We start from the raw sequence: 18,962 nt of genomic DNA on the forward strand, positions 1-18,962 counted from the left end.
CCAGCGCGGAGTTCGATCTCGCTCCACAAACGACAAGTCGATCCACGCGGTACGTTCGCTGAGGCGGTCGAAATCTGTCATAGACACTCAGAACTCGTCCGCCTCATCCTCTAACTTAACGCGACCGATGTATCTGCCGTCTTCTTTTTGTGCCGTCGCACAGCCGTGGTCGACGTCGGTGAGATCCGCGTCAGCCGGACACCGGGTGGCGATCTCGCCGTCGATGACGTAGATGAGCATGCCATCGGGTGTGAGACACCACGTTGACTCCGATTCCGCTGTGACGAGCATCTCTCCGTTGATTTCTGGGAGTGCGTCTCCCTGATACGTTTGGACGCCGTGTTCTGTTTGCTTCTTATACGTCGCATAGACCATCTCATAGACGCGGTCAGCGGCCGACTCGCTTTTACAGACAAGGATGACATGACGATCCGCAGCGATCGCGCGTTCGACGTTCGTGAGGATGTTTGCCGGCTTGGTCTTGTTTTTGTGCTCCGGTTCAACGTTGACCACGTCGCTGTCGACCTGTTTTTCGAGGGTATTGATGTATCCCTCATCTGGGGTGAGTTCCTGATCCGGCAGCGATTCCCCATCTTGTTTGACACGGCTGATCTCGTCGCCGCGAGCACGCGCGAATGTCATGAACCTGTCGCCGAGTCTTAGATGGGCGTCAGTTCCGTCGGTCTGGTGTCGCTGTTCAGCGTCGACGGTCGGTCCGGGCGTCTCCCAGTCCGTCCGGACATCGATATCGCGTACCGGACGCGGCGTGAACTCCGGCGCTTCTCGGACCGGCGAATACGTCCACGGATCGATGTCGTAGTAGTGTGCGTACCGTTTTGTGAAGTAGCTAATTGCCGCCGGCGGGATCCAGAATCGGCCGTAGTACCCGTTATCTTCTGCCGCTTGTTTCCAGCCTGTTGAGCCGTTGAGCAGCCGTCGGAAATCAGGATGACCCAACACAATTTTTTTCAATTTCTCGATTTTGCGCCGGTGTTGGAGTTTCGTATCATACCGTTTTCGCATCGCGTCTCTGATACTGACCGTGTGGGCGGTCTGTCCGTTGACCTGCTGGTCGTATTTGATGTGAAGGTAGTCTTCGATGTCGATGTTGTAATTCGACGTGAGACCGATCGATTTGAATACTCGACCGAAGTCCTCCGATGCCCCCTCTTTGACGAGCCGGGCGAGTCCGCGATCCCCTTGGTATGTGTGGTCGGACGACAGTGCTGCGAGCCGGGACGTAATGTAGTGTTTCCCGTCATCGGGTTCAACGATGAGCTGGTGAACGAACGGCTCACGCGCGTGCGCGAGCGCGTCGTAGGTCTGCTCCATCATCTCCGCATTGACTTTGCCAACGCCAGCGAGTTCTTCGGCGTCCTCGTTGACAAGCCGGCACGTGGCGGTCGGTCCACCGGTCGCGATCGGGTCAAGGTCGAGATCGCCCACCTCGACATTGTACACGTCGGGGAAGCTATCGGCGATTTTCTCGTGGGCGACGTCGAGGACGTTTTGGAGCACGCGCTCGTCGAAGTCAGTGACATCAGCTTGGATCGCGCGGCCATCGACGAAATGCGGACTGATATGGAACGCATGACACAGCACCGCCGCCGTATCCACATCTGTACGCGATACCGGCCGTGGGTACGTGAGTACTTCAATTGGGGCGTCTATCTTTTTGCTGAGTTCTGTGATTGCCCCCGCGATTTCATCACCCGTCTCGTGTACGAGCTTGTCTCTGTACACGGGATCGACCGGTGGTGTTGCGTGAATCGTATCCTGTCTTACGCGCCCGCTCTCGAGTTCGCCGATCCACAGTTCCGGGCGCGTTTCATGCCGATTGAATAACTGTTCAACGGTACCCGTCGAGAGTGTTTGCTGGCTCATACGGGCCACCTCCACTGTGACGGAGAGTCGGTTCGTCGTGCCTTGGTGTGTCCACGACAGGTCGGTGGTTCGTACATCCTGCGCTGGGCACTGACGGGGGGATAATGAAAGCCGATTTCTCGAATTCGAAAGTCGAATCTCCGAAAGATGTATATTGAACTAGGCAGCCGGCTCTCAGGACTGATATTTTGGCCGAGGGTATCTTATTACTACCAGTGGGAACACACTCGCGATGAGTGCCGTCTCACAGACGGGACGCGAGCGAGAGGACTGTCCCTCACCTGTTGAAGCGATACAAGCTGCTATCAGTCGTGACGACCGGATTGGATCTGATCAGCAACCGGTTTCTCGGGTGAAATCCCGGGCGAAAGAGATTGTTGAGATCATTTATTCTCCGGGCGACGACCGCAGCCGGGAGCCGACCGACCAGCAGGCACGAACAGTCTGTGTTCAGGAGTTGGTCGACTGCGAGGCGTTTGCTGTGACAGAAGACACGCTGCGTAGGGACTTGGATACACTCGCTGAGTACGGCTATCTTGATGCCGATACGACTGGACGGACGTACTGGTACAGTATCACCGACTCCTGGGTCAGTTCGACGACGACTGATGTCGCTGTCGAAGATTCTGGTGTTGACTTACAACAGCCGGAACTCGATGTTCCGACAGCGACCCACGAGAGTGATCACGCCGAACCGGATGATCCAGTCAAAAATTATCAGCGGGTCCTGACGTTGTTTACAGCGGCTTACGCGAATCTCACGTCCGCACAGCAGACTGCTGCCTCTCTTTTCGGAATTAGTGGCGCCGTGTTCGGGTTGCTTGGAGTGATTCTTGTCGTTAGCGGACTGTCTGTCGACCCCCAGCTTGCTGCTGTGAGCGGCTCCAGTCTCCGCGCAGGCGTGGTGTCTTTGTTCGGGTGGGCATGGGTCCACTTTGTCGGCTTAGTGAATGCTGTCTCGGAGGACGATGTCACCCTGAGCAATCCAGCATGGTGAATCGATTACAGCGGTTACGAGGCGAAAGCCCACCCGTTTACGGGTGGGATGAAGCCGACAACTGGGAACCTGTCTACGCTCGTTGGCACGGGTGGGATTGGATGCTTGCGTAACATCTTCAGATGAATAATATCTATATACTGACGATGCCTCGTGGGTTCGACAGGGAACGTACCAACGTCCACAAACTCCAGTACCACTTCATCTGGTGCCCGAAGTACCGTAAATCGGTGCTTGAGGGAGAGGTACGTGATCGCCTCGAAGAACTCATCGAGGACAAGGCCGACGGACTCGACCTCGAAATCTTGGAATTGGCGATTCGGCCCGACCACGTACACTTGTTCATCACGGGCGACCCGACGCTCGCCCCGAACAAGATAATACAACAGGTCAAGGGTTACTCCTCGCGCCAGCTCCGTGACGAGTTTGATTTCGGCCTGCCGTCGCTGTGGACGCGCTCGTACTTCGTCTCAAGTGCGGGCGACGTATCCAGCGAAGTCATCGAGGAGTACATCGACGCCCAAGCGGGTGAGTAGTATGGAACGGAGCGTCTCAACCACGGTGGGGTCAAACTCCACTCGCTGACCAACAGGAAAGCCGACCTACTCGCTCACTCCGTTCGCTCCTTGAGGTCGGGGGCTCCACCTCGAAAATGCTGAACTCGTAGTCACTATCGCTGGCGTTGACGTACTCGTCGTTGCCCTTTCGGTCCGGCACGTAAGGACCGTGATCCGCTATGTGGAAGACAGGGGCTTCGATATCGAGGCTGCTTCGACGGTGGACTGAGTAGTGGTAATCGGTCACGCAAGTCTTGGATGAACGGTTCCCGCCGTACGTGGAGCGTTCCACTCAGAGGCCGGCGTTCGGTCAGCGGCGGAGTTGGCCTTTGTCGAGATCCTGTTCAGTTATGCGGAGGAGGATGTCAATACTATTCTATGCCAGTAGCCGTTCCATTCTCCCACACTACCGCATATATCACATCCGGCAATTGATCCAATCGTGCTTCGACGACTGCCATTGGATGCTTATCGATGTATTCTGCGCTTTCCCGAAGCGTAACGCTGTCTGATTGGTTCAGTTGGAAGTGGACTTCTCCATGTTCTGGATGGTCGTCATCTTGATGCCAGCCGAGCAGAAGACTTCGTTCGGGTTCGATCCAGCTGATCCAGTAGTAGTCAGCGTCAGTACCAGCTTCTACATCAAAACCGATCTCAAGTCGGACACGTTCGATTGGGTAGCTAGAATCCCCGAGGAAGTCTTTTGGATCCGTTTCCGCAGTGACTCGATAGGCCCCCGGCTCTCGAGGAGTTGAGACACGAAGTTGGACGGAGCTGAATACTGAATCACTTTGGAGCCGGTTCTTGATTCGCCGATGGATTCGTTTGTTATCGAGTCCGTCTCTATTGGCGAGAAAGATCATCGATATCAGGCGATCGCAGTGTGTCCGTCGCTATCGGAATCAGAGAGCTGAGTGACATCTGTGTAGAGTTGTAGTGCATGTTTCAATAGACGGGTCTCTGTCTCCAGAGCCTCCCACGTCGAAGCAGCATTCCGAATGGCACGCATTTCCGCTGTCGTGAGATCTTCTTCAACCAGCTTGTTGCGCAGCTCGGAGGCGGTCTCGACTTCGTATTTTTCCGCTAGTGATTCGACTTGAGCGGTGTGTTCAACAAGGGTCGATTCGAGTTCATCACGAGAGTTCTCGCTAATGAGGTCAAGTACCTCCTCAATGAGCGTCTGTACTGGGTTTGGCGCATATCTCGTTTGTCCGTCGACGGTGTGTTCTTCTGCTTTATTTCCTGCCACAAGGGCCTCTAGTTCACTATCTGCTGTTCCCCACGCGACATCCGCTTCCTCTGCAATATCGGAGACTGTCGCGGGTTCATCGAGTGTCTCAACGACCATTCGAACCCGCTCACGCCCGCTATACCTGTCTTTCCACGCCTCTCTATTTGGGTTATTCATACTGGTCTTATCTATATGCGACAGACACAAATAATTGTGTGTTTCTTAGATCGCCTCTAATACCACTCCTACCCGAAGTCGTAGTCAGTGTCGCGGGCGTCGACGTACTCGTCGTTACCCGTCCGATCCGGCACGTAACACGGACCGTGATCCGCTATGTGGAAGACAGGGGCTTCGATATCCAGTCCGCTCCGGCGGCAAAGCAGAAGCGGGAGCCGGTCACGCACGTCTCGGACGAGCGGTTCTCGCCGCGCGTTGAGCGTTCCACTCGGAGGCCGGCGTTTAGTGAGCGGCGGCAGCTGCCTCTTCTCCAAATCGGACTCAGTGATGATTCGGACATCAAGTAGTTGGGCTAACCGCCACGCACTCTCAGTTACGCGACGCGCGACAGCGAGGACAGGCATTGCCCGCATGAGCGCGGCCCGCAGCGCGACTGCTTCGACGGCGTCCCGCTGAACCGGCACTTGGTGGCAGTCTTTACATTCGACGACGAGGAAATCGTCAGGATCACCACGGAGATCGTCCCGGCGGGCGATCACGTCGGTTTCGAGCCCGAAACAGTACTCGTTGCGGGCCGTCCTGTATCCCCACTGCTCGAGTGTCTCGGCGACCTGCGTCTCGAGCCAGCGGCCGTTGGTTGGATCGTGGTCCGGCTCACCGTCGTCGGGGGTTCCCACGGTGTCAATTTCGGCCGTGAAATCGGTGTCGTCACTCATCGCTCGGATCCTCGAGCGTGTCTGTGGCGTCTGCCTGCTGGGCTGCCGCTTCGAGAGCTGTCGCGATCGTTTGGGCTTCTGCCGGCGTGAGTACGGCAAAGGTGGCCTCACGATCATCGCCGAAGCCGAGGAGGACACGCGATCCCTCCGTGATGTCGGTGCTGTCGGTGCTGACCTGGATACTTCCGTCCGTCGCTGTCGGGCGATCGCGTCTGATGGTGGTCTCTAGATCGAGTGTTTGGTCGCTCACTGTTGGTCACCCCCATTCGGGAGTTCTGTTTGTGGCGTTGCGACTGCTGTCGTCGGATGTGGTGTCAGAGTCATGGTGTGGTCTGGGTGGTCTCGGGCGTCTGGGATCTGGTGGGCGTGGCTGTTCGGCTGTCGGCTCGTGTTGGTGGTCGTCATTGGACGTATGGTGTACTCGGCGTCGCAGCCGGGTTCGGCGGGGATCGAGATCGGTGGCTGTCTGTCCCACCCACCGCGATCGTCTCTCTCGGTGCGGTCTGGGGGAGGACTGTTCGGCCCGGTGGGTGTGGTTGACTGTCGATGCGTCACCAGCGTCAGCGCGGTCAGATCGCCGGTCGCCGGGAGCCACGCCGTCACAGGGGGTGTCTTCGGGGGTGGCGTCAGATTCGTCGTGGTCCACCGGCGGTGGCCCCCTTGCTGGACGGGCGTGACGCGATCGAGATCGCGGACATCGCTCAGGCGACGGTCATAGCTGCTCGCGGAGATGCCTGCTTGCTCGATGAGCTCCGAGCGGCCGAGTGGGCCGTCGGCACACAGTAGGGTGGCGTACAGCTTCGTCGCCGTCGGCGTGAGCCCGGGCCGGAAGCGCTCCGGTGAGAGTGTGGCCGCTGCGCGCTCGACCGCGGCCAGCGTCGGCGTGTGTGACTCGTTCAGCGCTCGCAAGAGGCTCACCACGACGTCGTACGGACACGCCCTTGAGGTGTCCGCCGGGCCGAACGAGCACAGACAGCGCCGCACGAGCCGCTGGCGCTCGCGGGGTGTCCACTGTGCGTCGTGGGTCATCGCGACCTCGTCGATCACCCGCCGGATGGCGGGGTAAGTCGTCCCGTCGACGACCGGGATTTTGAGTGTCGGTGCGGCTTCGGTGCCGTCGGCAATTGTTTCTCGGACCGTCGTGAGTTCGCTTGCGAGTGCGGCGGTGATGTTGTCGTGGAGTTCCGTGATCGTCGGGCCGGCAACCACCCACGACATGGTGAGATCCATGGTCGCGTCGTGGGCCGTTTCGGCGGGGAGTCGCCGGCACAGCTTTGCGGGCCGGTCTTCGAACAGCATGCGGTAGCCCGAGTGAATGCCGTAGACGGACTGTTTGGGCGCCGTTTTGGCGAGAAACTCACAGAGGTCTTGGAGGTGGGTGGGGTTGCGTGCGATGGCGTCGGTATCGGGCACTCTAAGGGTGGTCGTGAGATCGATGCCGGCTGCGTGATACAGCTGGGTCGCTGAGGCGATCAGGCCGTGGAGATCTTCGAAGAGGTTGGCGCGGGCCGCTGTGTCGTCGCTGTTCGTGAGTTCGGCGACTTGTGCGAGGAGGCAGTCTCGAACTGTGGTTATTCGCTCACGCCACGATCCGTAGGTGGTCTCGGCGTCGCTGTACCAGCCGACTTGGTGGCCACGGCGGAGGATGCGCTCAACAGGATACGATTGGGTGTCGTCGTCGATCGCTTCGAACTCATGGCCGAGTCGACTGGGAGTGAGAATTTTCGAGAGGGCTTTCTTGCTGAGTAAGGTACTTGCGAGACGTCCCAAGGTGGCCAAAGGGCCACCCCACTGGAGGACGACGAGGGTTTCATGGCTGGTGTGGCTCAGGTACGCGACACGGCCGTCGTCGAACGAGTGTAACTGGTCGTCGACGAGCGTGATGGCATCGTCATGGGAAACGGTGCTGAATCGCTCGTGAAGGTTGCTTGGGGCGTTCTCAGCAGTATTGAGCCACTGGACATAGTCGGCGTCTGCGTCTGGATCACCGGTTGTCGCCACCCACTCGTCGGGCGTCGGTGTCTCCCTACCTGCCCGGCGGGGCGACACTGTACTTGTAGATTCCTGAGGGGTCGCAGTAAGACTCTCATCGAGCCGGCGCTGATTCGGGTGGACGAGCTCGTCGGTGTCGTCGAGACACTGCTGGACAGCCAGATCTCCGAGGTCGGTGAGTTGGACCGTGTTGTACTGGCCACGGCGGTCGATCGTGACTAACTCACGGGCTTCGAGATCGAGGACGTACCTGCTAATAGTGCCTTCAGCGACATCGACCGCGTGGTCGGTGGCGAGATCGCGGTAGCTCCGGGCGTACTCGTGGGTGAGGTTCCTGAGGAGCCGGCGTTTCCCTGGTTCGGTGTCGAGATCACGGATGGCGGCCCACGCGGCTTCGACAGTCTGGGCGTGGTCGGTGTGGGGGGACCGATCCCGGCTCACAGTAAGATCGAGGTGACATTCGGTCCAGTCCGGGTACCGCTTCGAGAGGTGTCGCTGGACCCTGGGAGAGGCGACGAGTCTAACGTCGAACCCATCAGCGAGCACGGCGATCGCCGCGAGTGCGCGGACGCCCGTGCGGCGGTCCGTAAGGGAGGTCCACGCGTCACCGTCTAACAAGAGGGTAAGGGCACGTGGTTGATCGTCGAGTTCGCGATGGAGTGCGACTGGGCCTTTCGCGAGTGCCCCGAGGTCGGCGTTGACTGGACCACGGCCCGTCCCGATGCTGGTGACCGTGTCGGTGAGATCCGCGTGTCGCTGTTGGTGGTACGGACTGAGCGTGGTGGTGGGTTCGTCTCCGTAGGTGAGCGCGAGCGTCGTGATCGCGCGGGTGTACGCGACGGCTTCGGCGACGTCGTCGGTCCAGGGGTTGTCCGTGCGGTGCCACGCTGGTAGGATTTTGGCGAGGAGCTGGGAGCTCGTCCGCCACGGATCCGTGGTGGCGTACTCGCGAATAGTCTGCTCAGTGTATGGCCGGAGTTTGCTGAGGAGCGCTGGTACCCACTCGGTCAGCCGGGGTGAGACCGCTGGACAGGTGATCCCCTCGGTGGAGCTGTCCGTGCTGTGGTTGACGAGCCGGATCCCTCGCTTGCGGGCCGCGGGCTGGCGTGTTCGCATAGCCGATCACCTGCTGGCGGTGGGCTGGTGGGGCAGATCGGCCAGCATTACTCCGACCCCTCGCCTGGGGAGCCACCATCGGAGCGGGCGTGTTCTCGAACCGCCGTGAGAAGCGGGGTTGGCTCCTGCTGTGTTGGCTGGGTTGGATTGCGTGGTGTTGGGGCGTCGGGATGGACGTGCGGCTCGGCGGTCGTCGTTGGACTTGTGACGACTACAGTCGGATCGAGGAGGACGAACGTTGTGGATTGCGTGTGGGTGTTTGAGCACGTCCCGATGTGACCTGTAAGGACGTACTCGCGAACACCGCGGGTAAAGACGGTTGGGTGTTCGTGGCTATCTGATCCGCACATAATGTAGCCGATCGCGTACGTGGGTTCACCGGCCGCGCGATAGGCGTAGGCGGTGATGTCGTCGCCTTCGTGGAGGGGTTGGCCGCAGACTTGGCAGATCGGGTGGTTGGTGTCGAGTGAGATACGTGTGAGCTGGGCGAGGTCTGCGGCTTGTGGGTCCTCGGGGCGCGTCATTCGTACCCTCCCTCGGAGTTGTGCGTGCCAGCTTGCCACGCTTGCCGCGCGGCGAGTTCGCGGCGGGCCGACTTGGTTAGTCGGTACTCGGTCGTGTCGTGGGTGTGTTTGGTGATGAGGTCGCGTTCGATGAGCTCCTCGAGTGTATCACAGACTTGGGCTTGGTCGATACCGTCGGTGTAGTAGTCGGTGAGCGCGTGGTGGAGTCGGCCGCTCTCGTTGGGGCCCGTTTGCGAGAGTACCCAGAGCAGATCGCGGTGGGTGGCTGAGAGATCGGCAAGCAAGATGCCGTCGCTCTCGGTGGGGCTAGACATTGTGCCCCTCCACGGTCTCCTCGTCGACGCTGCGTGTCGTAGCGCATGGTGTACAGAGTGGGCCGTCGAAGGCAGCGTCGTAGCCGTCGGCTGGGTTGGGACACAAACTACAGCCGGGGTTGTTTCTGTTCGATCCGTCGGTCGTCTCGCAGGGCTTAAGCCCCGCAGTTGCCAGTATCAGCATGGTTCTGTGGTACGGCACAGAACCCGTCCTGGCCGGGTGTTCCAGCACCGCGGCCGGGGTTTCTACACTTTCTCACGAGCCGAGGGTTCGTCACTCGGGTTCCGTATAATAACGGTTAGCCCCTGGTAACATATATTTGACGGTGTGGTTTGGAATGTGCTTTGTATAGCCTATAAGTGCTATTCGTCCGTACTATAGACTGTGATATTGGATATGTGCTCTATGAGGCACTCAGGCAAGTGGATGACTTCTCTTGACGATCGGATTTTGGAGTTCCTTCATGAGAATAAGCCGACAACACCTACGAAGATGACTACAGAGGCATCTCTACCTTACTCTAGACAGCATGTTGATCGGAGATGTAAGAAACTGGACGAAGAGGGTCTGCTTGAAAGCTTAGGTAATGGTGTCTACATGATCTCTGAAGACGGTGAGGCATATCTCAAAGGACATCTGGACACTGAACATTGGAAGTATATTGATGAAGATGGTGAGGATACACATGACGATTTAGCTGAAGATACTGGCCTAGACAGCTGAACGGTAGTTTTCTGAATCTTTGTGAACCACTCTGAATTGGCAGGTTACGCTTAACCAACACAAGCCAATCTGAGAGCAGCTGTTGGTTAACCAAGATTCGTGACTAACCCAAACCGGTACGTTTGTTTGCTGGCGTCGGGTACGAGCGCATAATGCGAATTCTCCGTGTCGCGCCCTGGATATACCCCGACACGAAGGGGGGAGGAGATTACCACGTCCACGCGATGTCGCGAGACCAGGCCGCGATGGGTCACGACGTGACCGTGCTCACGACGCGGGAGGGCGAGTCGCTGCCGCGGATCGAAGAGACACACGGCTACACAATTGTCCGCGTCCCACCGGGCGTGACGCTGCTCGGGAACGACGTCTCGCCCGCGGTGGCGCGGTACCTCTGGCACGCGGACGGGGATGACTTCGACGTGATGCACGCGCACTCGCACTGCTACTTCGTGACGAACCTCGCGGCGCTGAAGCGACGACTCGGGGATATCCCGCTGGCGATCACGAACCACGGCCTGTACAGTCAGAACGCGCCGGAGCGGCTGTTCTCGCTGTACCTGAAGACGCTCGGCCGGTGGACGTTCAATCAGGCGGACGTGGTGTTCTGTTACACCGACGTGGACAAACAGCGCGTCCGGGAGTTAGGCGTGACCTCGCGGATCGAGGTCGTCCCGAACGGGATCGACACAGACAGGTTCACGCCGGAGGGCCTAGAGAGCGATCTGATCGACGCAGAGGGGCCGGTCGTGTTGTTCGTCGGGCGGTTCGCGGAGGGGAAGCGGCCGTGGCTCGCAGTCGAGGCGTTCGCGGATGTGTTAGAGGAGTATCCGGACGCGGAGCTGTATCTGTGTGGTGACGGCGCATTACGCGAGGACTTGGAGGCGCAGGTGGCCGAGTTGGGGATCGAGGAGGCGGTGACGTTCCTCGGGCACGTGCCCTACGACGAGATGCCGAAGGTGTACCGGAGCGGGGATGTGTTGGTGTTGCCGAGTCGGGCAGAGGGGGTCCCGCGGACGGTATTGGAGGCGATGGCGAGCGGACTGGAGATTGTGATGAGCGATCTGGATCAGGTTACGTCGATGCTCGGAGAGCGCGGCCACGTGGTCGCGGACGATGAGAACAGATCGTTCGTAGATGGACTCTTTGAAGCGATCGCAGACCCGTGTGAGACCTTCGGACAGGTCGCGTCAGACGGACATCGGTGGGCCGAGACCGTCGAGCGTACGGCGCAGACGCTCCAGTCGCTCGGCGAGAACAACTCATAAGTAATCGCTCCACCTGTCGACATATAATGGGTCTGAGCCCGGTCGATATCATCAAAAACTCCCTTCTGTATCGCGTCTCGGCACAACTCGTCGAGTGGGCCGAACAGAGCCTCCTGGTTCGGGCGCTGAACGACGAACGCGTGCTGGGAGGGCTTCTCGGATTGGGCTTACTCGCCAGCCTCATCCGGATACTCTCTTCGGGCCTCCACGTGACAATCCAGTTTCTGAGCTTTGCGCTGCTGTTCGTCGTGCTCGCCGCCGTGACGTGGAACTACACCGAGCCACTCACCAACGAGTAACTCCCATCGCGAAATCACCGGGGCGGCGACAATGACGAGGATGAATTCGAGGGTCATTCGGTGCCGAACCCCGGTCCCGAAGTTCGAGTTAATCGCCCCATAGCCGGCGGAACCGGCGAGGAAGACGACAACCAGGAGCACTGCGACCGTCTCATCGAATTCACACTCGTACAGCGACCGGATCGCGCTGACGAACAGCACGATTACGATCGGCGTTGCGGTGAAGGCGAGCAGGTGAAACACCGACTCAACGTGAAGCGGAAACGGCGTGAAGATGAAGTAAATCGCACGCCCAGGGGCGGCAAGCAGGAAATCGAACCAGGAACTGTACTGCATCCCGTCGAGGTAAACTGCGCCACCCTTTGCGCGGTAGGCAAGTTCCGCGTTCACAGCCTCGAAGGAATACAGCACTCCCGCGAATAGCCCGAACCCGAGCGCACCTAGCCCACCTAAGACGACCGCCAACGAGGGGATCGATAGCTCCAGTCCAAGGGATCTGATTAGTTTGACACTTCCTGCGGCACCGAATCCGATGAGGCCGACGAGGCCGAGTTCAGGACGTAGCAGGAAGACCATCCCCCACAACGGAACCATCGTCAGCCCGACCGCAGCGTCTCGTCCTCGAAGCGCGTACACTCCGAGGGCGAGTAACGAAATAAAACTGAACGCTGAGAGGGCGTCTCGCATCGGAAGGCTGAAGAAGAGGAACGGCAGCGGGAGATAGAGAATTAATGCCATCACTCCGTAGCTGTGGTCCGACATCCACGGGTAGAGGGACCGGTAAAGGTAGGCAACCGGTATGTACACCAGAACCGCGAACAGACCGTTGAACACGGCTGCGGTTACCGGTTCTGATGGGAAGAAGACGTAGAGTAGTCCTTGGAACGTTCCGTAGGTAGCAACCGTGGAAGAGGTAGACACCAGTTCACCGGATACGAATGCAGAGGCGACATCATGAAATTGGTCGATATCCCATGTGTAGGGAAGCCGCGGAAGAACGATGATCGAAATAAATAAGTGACCGAAGAATGCCGGAAGGGCAGCAAACCGGTACAGGCGATCCCCGTGCCACTTTGTGATGAGAAGCAGCAGAAACAGAGCGACTAGAACCGCCGAAGCCTCCATACTACATCTTGATTATCGACCTAATAAAAAGCCCTTGTTCGCTGTTAGTGTTGACTTAAGCCGAAGGATGAGAAAATAAAAAGATCGATTGGTCAAACTCCCGTTCAATCGTTCAGAGGTTTCGGCTTAGAGTCTCTGAAGCGGGAGGCGATACTCGAATTAATAATAAAATTAGTATTCAATCCTACCTAGCCGGATACCTAATTTCAATTTCTCCTGTCGAAATTAACGAGATAATCGAGTAGAATTGAAATCGCCATAATCAAGGCTTCGCGAATACTCCTCTAAATCATAGGAAGGCAGAACGAATATCATGAAATTCTGTATTAGAGACGACGATACAAATTACTACACCGCTCCATCTGTATTGGAATCCGTTTTTGGATCAATCTGGGACGATGTCCCGATCACTCTTGCTTGTATCCCTATGATCTCTCCAGATTCAGATGCCCTGGTTGAACCGACTGAATCATCGCCTATGCCGATTGAGGAAAACGAGGAATTGGTCTCGTATTTGAATAATCGATTGCAAGCTGGCTCCGTCGAAATTGCTCTTCATGGTTATCACCACGATACACCCAGCGGAAATCCGGAATTCGTCTCCGGAGAACAATTAGCTGAGAAGCTTAAAGATGGACGAGACCAGTTAGAAAGCGCGTTTAGTGACGACATTCAATTATTCGTCCCTCCTCACATTCGTCTATCCAATAAAGGAACACGAGCCGTTCACAATGAAGGACTCGACATTGTTCGAGGATACGGTCCCCGTCCAAGGGAAGTCCAGTTACATCCGAAATGGTGGGCTAGTTACGCGAAGTTTCTGGCTTTCTACGCCCGTTACCAGAAGGAATTTCGATACCCGTTCCCGATTGACTACGGGACACACCGGGAACTCTATTCTCACCGTCTCAATCAACAAACCGATCTCGACTGGTGTAAGCGTGCCTTCGATTATATCGAGAGCGAAGATGGTGTTTTTTGTCTGTCTGTTCACGCTCATGGGTTGAACCAAACCGGACAGGAAAAACTGGAGAAGATGGTCTCGTATGCGAAACAGTACGATCCGGATTTCGTCACAGCGAGTACTGCTATGGCTGAATTCAACCCCTGAATATATCGACCATATCGAATAGATCGGATCTGACTGTTCGACTGAGGGTAACCAGTACAATCACAAATATAGAACCTCCTACAAAAACCAGCAAGATGAGAGATACTAGATTTGGCGGAACTATTTTTGAGAGGAGTTTGACAGCCACAAACATTACACCAGAAGCGACGACGCCGGCGAACAGTTGTTTGAACTTTGGATACCCAACTCGATCCGATAATAGTTGGAACAGGAGCACTGCGAGAACGATGTACGAGAGAAGACTACTGATGGCTGCGCCAACAATACCGATCCACGAGATCAAAATGAGATTGGCAACGGCATTGAGTAGGGCCGCCGAGAGGCTCGCATGTGCTATCCCTCGGTCGATGTTGTAACTGTATCCCAATTGGACGAGGATTCTTGAGAGACTATAGGGAACCCGTCCGGCTAAGAGTACGACCAGGGGCAGATATGCTGTAGCATAGCTCGTGCCGTAGATGATCGTAACGAGATCGGTTCCGATGGCAAGTGCACCAGCAAAGAGAGCGATCATTAGCACACTAATATAAAAGAATAGGTTGCCAGTATATCGCTGTATCTCATGGTGATTCTCGTGATCAACAGCTTCCGCAAATCGTGGGTAGAATACTGATACCACGGCATTAGTGACGGTCAAGCCAATCGCAGAAAACCGCCATGCGACTTCATAGATCGCAACCATTTCTGGGGTTAAAATCGCGCCAATGAGTAGTGTATCGACCCATTGCTGGCCAAGATTGCCGAGACTAGTAGCCGTCAAATCAACGACACGCTCAGCAAGCTTCGACAGTTCTTCATTCCCAGGAACGCCTTGCGGAGAGAGATCAATCAAGACGGCACCTCCACCGAATTCAAGGATTTTTCCGCATAGCAATCCACTAATAAGTGAGATATGAGGATCAACTCCTGAAACTATTGTAAGACCCCCAATCAAGTAGGTAGATCCCTTCTGAGACGTTTGTAATATAACTACACGAGTATTCTTCTTTTCACCCCTAAGGATAGCCCCCGTTAGAAGAGAAAACATACTGATAGGGATCAATACGATCAATGAGAAGCCGAATTGATGTCCTATATAATGGCTAACGGCCGGTTGAGCAAAAAAAGCAGCAATCGAGAAAATTGCGCTGACTGAGGAGATGAATACGATCGCGGTCATCATCTCGCTATCAGGGTCCGAAGATTGGTTGATACGGCGAGTTATATCGGAGCTTACACCTGTGCCGCCGAAGAATGAGATAATACTTAGAACCGCCACGAGGAGAAAATATGAGCCAAGTACCGTCTGGGGCACTATTTGTGTATAAACAACAACTCCCAGAAAACTTATAAGTTGGCCGAGGACATTTAGTCCGCTAATGCTGAAGATCTGCTTGATGATTGTTTCATCTGAGGAAACCACCATCCGTAAGCCAGACTAAGAGATCAGTATATTAAGTAGGATCGGAATGAATATTATCCTTCCACTATATATTTGTAATATTATAATAATATATTGGCTAGATGTTGGGCCATAATAATGAATCTCAAAGAGAGCTTCTAAGTACAAGTGGAAAAGTCAGAATATTTGTCTATGACTGTTAATATCAGCCTAATACCCGCACGACGTCACTATGATTCCTGAGCCGTAAAAGGCGGTGTTCAGATAAGGATTGAAAGGTGAGGCGGTACGTTTTCAAAGTGATTCATGCCCGAAAACGACCGCCTCAGCGGCTGTTTAGACGAGATCAACTTAGAGTTTGTGGAGCGAGAGGCAACACCGCGGCTGTGGATGAAGCTCAGTATTCAGCTCCATTTGGCAGGATTATCGCTTTCGAATACTGTTTCGTTTCTTGAGGTATTCGGTGCTGAACGAGTGCGCTCCACCGTTCACAACTGGGTTCACAAAGCCGATATACAGCCCGAATCTGGTCGGAGCCCGAATCACGTTGCGGTTGATGAGACTGTGATTCGGCTTGATGATGAACAGTATTGGCTGTACGCTGCTGTTGATCCAGAAACAAATGATCTACTCCACACACAGCGTGAGCCGACGACAAATAATGCTCTCGCAGATCGGTTTTTCGCTGATCTCCGTGACAGACACGACGTGGATGACGCAACCATTCTCGTAGATGGATCAGCTTCACTTCAGCGAGCCTGTCGCAAACACGACCTCGATTTCAGATACGAGCGACATGGAAATCGGAACAGCGTCGAACGTGTCTTTCGTGAGGTAAAACGCAGAACTACCAGTTTTTTTAAACTGTTTTAGCAACGCCAAAGCAGAAACTGCTGACGAGTGGTTCAGATCATTCGCTTTCGCATGGAACCAGCTTATCTGAACACTACGCCGTAAAACGAAGTTAGCTATTTACCACTGAGATAACCCCCCTCAGACGAGATCGCTATGTTCGTGCGTGAGTTGGCCGGTACCGAGCACGTAGAACTCGTAGTTCGTAATCCTGCTGTGGAAACTTTGTCGGCCGCCACAGACAAGAGCATACAAAACTTGGAGTAAACGTCCTATAACACAGGTTCTCCTCGTTCCTAATCCTTGCTTGGGAATTGAGCCATAGGTTCCATGATTACATCAGTGACAATGTGATCCGATAGATATAGAAAAATTTACACTGAAATTATCCATATTAAAAGTCACTAACTCTTCGAAATGGTTCTCTTAGAATCCAGTCATACATACCCAGCAGTACAGCTTTAATTTTTGAGGTTTTGCCTTGAAAAAACCACTGGATGAACCGCACTACTCTAGTAATTATAAAAAATAAGTAGGCAATAATCCGATTCGGAAGGAAAAGATTTCTTCGAATAAATTCAAGTCGATTTCTAGTTGCGTGATAGAACCTAAACGGACTTTCTCTATCTGAGCTTCCTCCAATTTTGTGAACTGCTCGAGATCTCGAATTAATCCTCAGCTCTTTCCCTTCTTTTTTTGCTTTCCATGCAAGTTCTTGATCCTCCATTCCGAAAAAATAATACTCGCTTAGACCACCAACCGACTTCAGGAAGTTAGAATCAGCGAGAAGCATCGCACCTGATACAAAATTTGTTCTGAATTCAGAACTATCCACTTCTTCATCAATTTTAAGTCTAGTCGTTATCTGGTTAAAATCTCCTCCTGCTGAATAAACATCACCTTCTTCATTCAACAGTACCCCTCCAACAATTACGGTATCTTCGTATTTCTCAGCCGTTTCTACAAGTGGCTTTAACAATCCGTCTTCAGCTTGTATGTCATTATTTAATAGCAACACATACGAAGCCTCACCTTCGATTGCTGTATCTATTGCAGGATTGTTTCCAGCTGCGAACCCGAGATTCCCGTGATTAAATATGAATTCGCACCACGGGAACTCTTCTTCTAATCGCTCACCAGACCCGTCTGTTGATCCATTATCTACGACATAGACACAATAGTTAGGATACTCTATGTCTTTCAAAGATCGGAGACATTCAGCAGTATCTGAATAATTATTCCAGTTAAGGACGATGATCGCCACTTCCGGACACGCTTCACTTTCAGTAGATGAAGAGGATTTCAATTCGGTCAATTGTATCAACTAGGTTTAGCGAGGTAGTATTTGAATGTTGTGTCATAGTAAGATCGCAAAGAATATGAAGAGAATGGTGATATTTGAGGGTGTTAGCCTAATGGTTGATGATGCTCTTGATGTGGTTGGATACTTTGATTATGGTTCGGGAACTGGAGCGGCCCCGACCCACCTCATCGATGGTATTCTAGATAAGGACCGACTTGGCCATGTACTTTGTCGTGGAGTTGTGGAAACCCCTGAACATGCCAGTAAAATCAGCACAGCATTTCCGGGGGGAAGGCGAGTTCCACAACTAATGGGTAGTGTGCTAAATGTGATCCCTTATTCAAAGCCCAGACTATATTTAGAACGGATCTTTGACTGGATCGTTAGTCGGCGACTCGTAAATGACTATTTTTCAGGTGACTTTCATTATCATCACACTCCGGGTCACTTACGGAGTATCCGCAAGGCGAATGATCTAGGCAAAACCACCGTTCTTGCGGGAGCAGTCGAACTAACTCAGCGGTCCATCAAGCGCTATGAGGAAGAGTGTAAGCGCCACGGATTATCATGTCACGTACCTACTGAACTTCGCCGAGCTGCAACTCGTCGGTTTCAGACACTCGTGGAAAGCGACCAGATACTTGCGATGTCGTCATTTGCTGCTGAGTCGTACGTTGATGGGGGAATAGATCGCGACTCTATTGATATTGTTCCACTTGGTGTAGACACGGAACGATTCGATTATAAACCGCTCTTGAATGATGATAAATTTCGTGTCACGTTCGTCGGGAGCGTGAATGTTTTAAAAGGGATTCCTTATTTATTGGACGCATGGAAGTTATCTGGACTAGGAGAAGATGATAAAGCCGAACTTCGTCTATGTGGCCATGTCGCCGATGAGATAGAACCGCTGCTTGAAGATGGTCCGACAAATGTCTCAACTCCGGGATTCGTTGACCCTGTACCTGAATACCGTCAAGCATCGGTATTCGCCTTTCCCTCCCTATCAGAGGGATTCGCTAAGGCACCGCTTGAAGCAATGAGTACAGGCAGACCTATCATCGTGACAGAAAATGCTGGCACACCCGATATCATGAATGACGGCGAAGAGGGAATTGTCGTATCGCCCAGAAATGCCGAAGAATTAGCTAATGCTCTCAACTCTCTTCGTGAAAATTCTACCGAACGGAAACGGATGGGTCAGGCTGCGCGTAACACTGCTGAACGGTATACGTGGGAGCGTTACACGAATGAGGTGACTGATAAAATAATTGAATAATTCACGATGTTTTCACCTAATCTAAGTCTATCCCTGATATAAGTATCTTAAGGCCAATATCAAGGTAGTGTTCAGATGAGCCGATTCCATGCGA

The 18,962-nt window shown here is 54.4% G+C and carries 17 protein-coding genes and 1 pseudogene; 7 read left to right on the forward strand and 11 right to left on the reverse strand.

Features of this window, described 5'->3' with window-relative positions:
* Positions 1 to 87 precede the first annotated feature (87 nt).
* Complete coding sequence (locus EXE51_RS16165; RefSeq protein ID WP_241990651.1) at positions 88 to 1,884, reverse strand: hypothetical protein; 1,797 nt, start codon at positions 1,882 to 1,884, stop codon at positions 88 to 90.
* Between the two features lie 232 nt (positions 1,885 to 2,116).
* Here EXE51_RS16165 and EXE51_RS16170 point away from each other — a divergent pair, with 232 nt between their 5' ends.
* Positions 2,117 to 2,881, forward strand: coding sequence for a DeoR family transcriptional regulator (locus tag EXE51_RS16170; protein ID WP_241990652.1), 765 nt, complete (start codon positions 2,117 to 2,119; stop codon positions 2,879 to 2,881).
* 146 nt (positions 2,882 to 3,027) lie between these two features.
* Positions 3,028 to 3,417 carry an IS200/IS605 family transposase gene (gene tnpA, locus EXE51_RS16175; protein ID WP_137693068.1) on the forward strand — a complete coding sequence of 130 codons (390 nt, stop codon included), beginning with the start codon at positions 3,028 to 3,030 and terminating at the stop codon, positions 3,415 to 3,417.
* A gap of 392 nt (positions 3,418 to 3,809) precedes the next feature.
* On the opposite strand, the gene EXE51_RS16185 is transcribed toward tnpA, so the two are convergent.
* The 7 genes from EXE51_RS16185 to EXE51_RS16215 form a co-directional block, all read right to left on the reverse strand.
* On the reverse strand, positions 3,810 to 4,301 hold the full coding sequence (locus tag EXE51_RS16185) for a hypothetical protein (RefSeq protein WP_137693069.1): 492 nt from the start codon (positions 4,299 to 4,301) through the stop codon (positions 3,810 to 3,812).
* Between the two features lie 5 nt (positions 4,302 to 4,306).
* Positions 4,307 to 4,846 carry an ArsR family transcriptional regulator gene (locus EXE51_RS16190; protein WP_241990653.1) on the reverse strand — a complete coding sequence of 180 codons (540 nt, stop codon included), beginning with the start codon at positions 4,844 to 4,846 and terminating at the stop codon, positions 4,307 to 4,309.
* Between the two features lie 68 nt (positions 4,847 to 4,914).
* Entirely contained in the window at positions 4,915 to 5,562 is a 648-nt protein-coding gene (locus tag EXE51_RS17600) for a restriction endonuclease (RefSeq protein ID WP_158413907.1), read from the reverse strand.
* Positions 5,555 to 5,812: a hypothetical protein gene (locus EXE51_RS16200; RefSeq protein WP_137693070.1), complete on the reverse strand. Its 258-nt coding sequence runs from the start codon at positions 5,810 to 5,812 to the stop codon at positions 5,555 to 5,557. The genes EXE51_RS17600 and EXE51_RS16200 overlap by 8 nt, the downstream gene beginning before the upstream one ends.
* Positions 5,809 to 8,670: an ArsR family transcriptional regulator gene (locus tag EXE51_RS16205; RefSeq protein WP_137693071.1), complete on the reverse strand. Its 2,862-nt coding sequence runs from the start codon at positions 8,668 to 8,670 to the stop codon at positions 5,809 to 5,811. Before EXE51_RS16205 ends, EXE51_RS16200 begins: the two co-directional genes overlap by 4 nt.
* Before the next feature lie 47 nt (positions 8,671 to 8,717).
* Positions 8,718 to 9,194, reverse strand: coding sequence for a hypothetical protein (locus EXE51_RS16210; RefSeq protein ID WP_137693072.1), 477 nt, complete (start codon positions 9,192 to 9,194; stop codon positions 8,718 to 8,720).
* Positions 9,191 to 9,508: a PadR family transcriptional regulator gene (locus EXE51_RS16215; protein ID WP_137693073.1), complete on the reverse strand. Its 318-nt coding sequence runs from the start codon at positions 9,506 to 9,508 to the stop codon at positions 9,191 to 9,193. Before EXE51_RS16215 ends, EXE51_RS16210 begins: the two co-directional genes overlap by 4 nt.
* A gap of 406 nt (positions 9,509 to 9,914) precedes the next feature.
* Between EXE51_RS16215 and EXE51_RS16220 the strand changes: the two genes are divergently transcribed.
* Both EXE51_RS16220 and EXE51_RS16225 read left to right on the forward strand, forming a co-directional pair.
* Positions 9,915 to 10,232 carry a MarR family transcriptional regulator gene (locus EXE51_RS16220; RefSeq protein WP_137693090.1) on the forward strand — a complete coding sequence of 106 codons (318 nt, stop codon included), beginning with the start codon at positions 9,915 to 9,917 and terminating at the stop codon, positions 10,230 to 10,232.
* 152 nt (positions 10,233 to 10,384) lie between these two features.
* On the forward strand, positions 10,385 to 11,497 hold the full coding sequence (locus tag EXE51_RS16225; protein ID WP_137693074.1) for a glycosyltransferase family 4 protein: 1,113 nt from the start codon (positions 10,385 to 10,387) through the stop codon (positions 11,495 to 11,497).
* 167 nt (positions 11,498 to 11,664) lie between these two features.
* On the opposite strand, the gene EXE51_RS16230 is transcribed toward EXE51_RS16225, so the two are convergent.
* Positions 11,665 to 12,921, reverse strand: coding sequence for a hypothetical protein (locus EXE51_RS16230; protein ID WP_137693075.1), 1,257 nt, complete (start codon positions 12,919 to 12,921; stop codon positions 11,665 to 11,667).
* Positions 12,922 to 13,234: 313 nt separating this feature from the next.
* Between EXE51_RS16230 and EXE51_RS16235 the strand changes: the two genes are divergently transcribed.
* The gene (locus EXE51_RS16235; protein WP_137693076.1) at positions 13,235 to 14,032 is read left to right on the forward strand and encodes a DUF2334 domain-containing protein; all 798 of its coding nucleotides are present in this window, start codon (positions 13,235 to 13,237) and stop codon (positions 14,030 to 14,032) included.
* On the opposite strand, the gene EXE51_RS16240 is transcribed toward EXE51_RS16235, so the two are convergent.
* Positions 14,022 to 15,458 (reverse strand): lipopolysaccharide biosynthesis protein, encoded by a 1,437-nt coding sequence (locus EXE51_RS16240; protein ID WP_137693077.1) that lies wholly within the window; start codon positions 15,456 to 15,458, stop codon positions 14,022 to 14,024. The genes EXE51_RS16235 and EXE51_RS16240 overlap by 11 nt on opposite strands.
* A gap of 282 nt (positions 15,459 to 15,740) precedes the next feature.
* Here EXE51_RS16240 and EXE51_RS16245 point away from each other — a divergent pair.
* Positions 15,741 to 16,377 (forward strand): annotated as a pseudogene (locus EXE51_RS16245) (IS6 family transposase).
* Between the two features lie 303 nt (positions 16,378 to 16,680).
* On the opposite strand, the gene EXE51_RS16250 reads toward EXE51_RS16245, so the two are convergent.
* Positions 16,681 to 17,601, reverse strand: coding sequence for a glycosyltransferase family 2 protein (locus tag EXE51_RS16250; protein WP_158413908.1), 921 nt, complete (start codon positions 17,599 to 17,601; stop codon positions 16,681 to 16,683).
* 100 nt (positions 17,602 to 17,701) lie between these two features.
* Here EXE51_RS16250 and EXE51_RS16255 point away from each other — a divergent pair, with 100 nt between their 5' ends.
* Positions 17,702 to 18,868 carry a glycosyltransferase family 4 protein gene (locus EXE51_RS16255; RefSeq protein WP_158413909.1) on the forward strand — a complete coding sequence of 389 codons (1,167 nt, stop codon included), beginning with the start codon at positions 17,702 to 17,704 and terminating at the stop codon, positions 18,866 to 18,868.
* The last annotated feature ends 94 nt before the right edge of the window (positions 18,869 to 18,962 follow it).

This window comes from Halorubrum sp. CGM5_25_10-8B (genome assembly GCF_005435095.1).
Taxonomy (GTDB): Archaea; Halobacteriota; Halobacteria; order Halobacteriales; family Haloferacaceae; genus Halorubrum; species Halorubrum ezzemoulense.